The organism is Caldisericota bacterium, assembly GCA_034717215.1.
In the GTDB taxonomy this organism is placed as follows: Bacteria; Caldisericota; Caldisericia; order Caldisericales; family Caldisericaceae; genus UBA646.
In genome coordinates this window covers 1-4,036 of sequence record JAYELD010000172.1, presented here as the reverse complement: position 1 = coordinate 4,036, position 4,036 = coordinate 1, and the positions used below count along the sequence as shown (strand labels likewise).

Here is a 4,036-nt window from a genome sequence, read left to right as displayed (position 1 = left end):
AATAACCTCGACTCAGTGCGAATCGTCTTTTGAAATCAGGTGTATTCGGAAAGATTATCGGCAGAGAAATGTTCACGCCTCGTTCAAAAAGAACTTTGGGATAAAAAGCCGATGAAGGTCCATAGATTATTCTTGTCCTGGCATCTTTGGAGAACTCGAGAAGTTCATTGATTGTGCCGTTCACTACGGTAGCACCGGTTATGTAAACGACATCAGCCTTACTTAGAACTTCTTTGTTCTTATCAGCGGGAAATATTCTTACGTTGGATTTTTTATCAGCACCAAAATCTACAACAGATAACTGCTTCAGATCCATAAGTTCGGTAATATGCACTTCATTCGCAATCTTGGCATATTGATGAATAGCCCACGATGGAAACCCAACTATCGCTACTTTATCCGATGTTTTCACGAATCTCGAAGGATCAAAAAGAGCTGTGGTTGAAGCATAGTAGGCTTCAACATCATACCCTTCTTCTTTCAATCCGTTCCCATCATTCATCAACCTGTAAGAGAGTGCAGAGGTTATTGACGTCCTCAGCGAGTTTATGAATACACTCTTCTCTAAACTCTCCAATTCGTCTAAGACGTCGTAAGCATTCAAACTAAGCAGGTCTTTTATGAACGATACATCTTCTGGTATCCCCCCTTCTGCTTCATTGTATGCGCAACCGCACCCAATTGTACCGTCGTCATATCTCACATAACTAAGTGTCCACGGAGCAAAACTGGTGATAACTACGTCTGAAAGCGTTCCATTTATACCCAGATTACCAAGCTCTTTCACAGTCTCTTTTATTATATCCATCTTATCACTTTTTTTTCTTCAATCCGATTTAGGCATGTGCGAGTATATTTCTTCGATGGTTATTAACACAGCAGCTTTCGGATTTGGGTTTTTAAGCATTTCTTTTATCTTCTTTGCTCTTTTACTCATCTCCGGATCGTCTATTTTTCCAACTGGTTCTTCTCGTTTCTCAGCCGTTTTCTTTATCACATCAAAAGCTTTCTCGTAAATCTCCCCGCTTTTGAATATTTTCGCTTCACCCTTCAGTTGATAGGATCCCCATCTTTTGAAATCTGTGAACGAAATTGCGACATGAGCATTTTCTTCGAGATTCTTTCTTGTCTTCTTGAGCCGCACATCCACAATCAACACTTCATTATCGCTTATCGCATGCACCAGACCAATGGGCACCACATTTGGCTTTCCTTCCGATGTGGATGTAGCCAGATAAACGATGTTCTCATCCAGCATCTGTTTTATTTCTTCACTCATCTTCATGCTCATTTTCTCTCCTCCATATCATTCTTCTTTTGCCTTACTACTTTTAATCAACAACTGTTTTACACCTTCCATGAAATACCACCATCCTCTGCTTAACACAAAATGTCGTCGGAAATTGGGTGTATTTGGAAAGATGAAAGGAAGAGAGATGTCCACACCCCCTCTAAAGAGCACCTCAGGATAAAAAGACGAAGTTGGACCATAGACTATTCTCGTCCTGGCATTTTTGGAGAATTCAAGGATTTTCCCTATTGTGCCATTTACGATAGTTTCGCCCGTTATATACACTACGTCAGCTCTGCTTAAAACTTCCTTACCCTTCTCGGCTGGGAAAATTTTTATATTAGAGTCCTCATTATCGAAATCTATAACAGAGAGTTCCTTTAAATCCATAAGTTCGGTAACGTTTACTTCTTTTACAATTTCTGCACATAATGGAGTTGCAATCTGATGAAATCCAACCATTGCCACTATATCTGAACTCTTCACGAATTTTGAGGGGTTAAAAAGAGGGAGGTTTGGAGCATTATAAGTTTCAACAATAACCCCTTCTTTTTTTAAAGTATTTTCATCATTCATCAATCTGTATGAGAGCGCAGAGGCTATTGAAACCCTTATTGAGTTTATAAATACATCATTCTCAAAACACTCCAACCTGCTCATAGCTTCGTAAGCATCCAAATTGAGTAATTCCTTTATAAATGTTACATCTTCAGGAATCTTTAGTTCATTGTTCGCTAAACCACAGCCAACTGTGCCATCGTCATATTTTACATAGCTCATTGTCCACGGGGTGTACTGCGTCCTGGTTACAATTATATTGGACAGCGTTCCATTTACATTCAAATTCTCAAGCTCTTTTATCGTGTCTTTTATTATATCCATTTTCATGCCTCTGTAATTAAAAAAGGAGGAAATGAAAAATATATTCCCCCCATAAACCTTTTATATCCTTCTTCTGCTGGTATCTCTTTCTGTTCAATCCCATGTGTGAAGGTCGAACATATCATTCATCTCTGTCCAGATACCATCAACACCGTAAACTTCCTCAAGTATCTCGTTGCCCTCCCCCTCTACGTCTAAACCTGCGAATTCATCTGGATGGAAGAGTTTAGCCATATAGAAACACTCGACAACGCCTGTTGCTGGATCCCAGCCAAACTGGAAGCCTTTTGTATAATAGATATCCTTGTTCTCTACAGCAGGTATAGTCTGTAAATCGAGGTCGTCGAGAACGTCATCCATTGAGATCATATGCATAGTTGGTATGTAACTATGAATCAGGATTCTGTCAGGATTCCATGTGATGATCTGTTCCTTTGAGACTTGCCACATAAAAGAGCCGTATGGTCCGTATGTTCCCGGGTCATCAGCCACATTTATACCGCCAGCTACTTCTACTGGTGCATAGGTGGCAGGGGTGTATGTAAAATCAGTCCAGAACGCAAGATACACCTCCGGCTTCTCGTCTATCTCTGATGTAACATCACTTACTTCATCGAGCTTATCGTTGAAGTATGAACTCAGGTATTCTGCTCTTTCCTGTTCGCCAAGAACATAACCCATCATCTTCAACCATTTAAACCCCTTGAAGGCAAGAGCGTTCATGTCTATGGCTGGAACTGCTATCGTTGGTACACCTACGGCTTCCTGGACTGCATCAGCATCAGCATAGCTGACAAGAACCAGATCTGGCTCGAGCGATGCTATTACTTCTAAGTATGGACCCCCGAAATAGGGACTGCCTGCGATCGGAAGTTCTAGAAGCTCGGGATGCGGTATATATATAGCTGGGAACCTATCTGCCTCATCAGTAATAATGTCCGGGATTCCAACGATTTTATCCGCCGCACCAAGTGCGCAAATTGTTCGAATATCCTGCGGCATGCTCGAGCTGGCTATCCTCTCTACCGGCTTGTTTATCGTAACGATTCTATCAGTGGCATCCAGAACCGTGAGCTCCTTCTCCCTCTCAAGTATGATCAGCTCGATCTGCGTCACATCCTGCATGTTGATCCTGTCATCGTGCTTGCCATCTGCAAGTTGTGTCTGGTCCTTGTATTCGAGGATGATCAGTTCGGTATAGGTCACATCCTGCATGTTTATCGTGTCGTCCTCGTTCGCGTTCCCGAAGACGCCAAGCGTGTAGTCAGATGCTGCGGCTGGCAACGCAAGCAGCAGCAAACTCATGGTTAGTCCAACCAATATTGTACTTGTTTTCATGTTAATTACCTCCTAAAGTTTTATTCTGTTTACTTATATGTTCCTGTTGAGATGTCATACAGTCACCTCATCGTCTGTCCATGTTGCGGGTATCTCATCCGCTTCCGTGTCAGAGAGCACCCCATCGGATATATCCAGAATGCTGGTATCGCCATCCGATCCGGTTATCTCGAAGCCTATCTTCATCACGTATCCTGATCCACTCACTCCATCGGCTCCGGAGAGTTTGAAGATCACCCTGATCGTGTCCGCATCCATGAAACGCCAGTCAACAAGTGGTACCGTTGTGCCGCCTATCTCTCCTGCACTGACATCGGTCACATTCACAACACTCGAATCGAACGAGAGATCGAACTGTCCTCCATTCATGGAAGCGATGTCTTCCACATCGATCGTCGCATCAAACGCGTCGGTTGCAACTTCCGGAGCATTGACCGTAACCGGTACTCCAATGGCTACATCGGCATCGAACCAGAGCGCGGATATTTCATTCGCTCCGGTATCGACAAGCAGTCCCTCGAATAT

General features: G+C 42.9%; 5 protein-coding genes. All 5 read right to left on the bottom strand.

Annotated features, from left to right (window positions below; translation table 11 throughout):
- Positions 1-808: DUF364 domain-containing protein (locus tag U9Q18_07055; GenBank protein MEA3314116.1), on the bottom strand; the 808-nt coding region annotated here is incomplete at its 3' end.
- A gap of 18 nt (positions 809-826) precedes the next feature.
- The gene (locus tag U9Q18_07050) at positions 827-1,291 is read right to left on the bottom strand and encodes a pyridoxamine 5'-phosphate oxidase family protein (protein ID MEA3314115.1); all 465 of its coding nucleotides are present in this window, start codon (positions 1,289-1,291) and stop codon (positions 827-829) included.
- Positions 1,292-1,306: 15 nt separating this feature from the next.
- Positions 1,307-2,173 (bottom strand): DUF364 domain-containing protein, encoded by an 867-nt coding sequence (locus U9Q18_07045; GenBank protein ID MEA3314114.1) that lies wholly within the window; start codon positions 2,171-2,173, stop codon positions 1,307-1,309.
- Between the two features lie 93 nt (positions 2,174-2,266).
- Positions 2,267-3,511: an ABC transporter substrate-binding protein gene (locus U9Q18_07040; GenBank protein ID MEA3314113.1), complete on the bottom strand. Its 1,245-nt coding sequence runs from the start codon at positions 3,509-3,511 to the stop codon at positions 2,267-2,269.
- A 54-nt stretch (positions 3,512-3,565) separates the two neighbouring features.
- Positions 3,566-4,036, bottom strand: a 471-nt coding sequence (locus U9Q18_07035; GenBank protein MEA3314112.1) for a cohesin domain-containing protein, incomplete at its 5' end; no start/stop codon positions are given.

Bases quoted from the DNA above. Each gene is read 5' to 3' on its own strand.
- U9Q18_07045 (MEA3314114.1), bottom strand. From the start codon at position 2,173: ATGGATATAATAAAAGACACGATAAAAGAGCTTGAGAATTTGAATGTA.
- U9Q18_07050 (MEA3314115.1), bottom strand. From the start codon at position 1,291: ATGAGCATGAAGATGAGTGAAGAAATAAAACAGATGCTGGATGAGAAC.
- U9Q18_07040 (MEA3314113.1), bottom strand. From the start codon at position 3,511: ATGAAAACAAGTACAATATTGGTTGGACTAACCATGAGTTTGCTGCTG.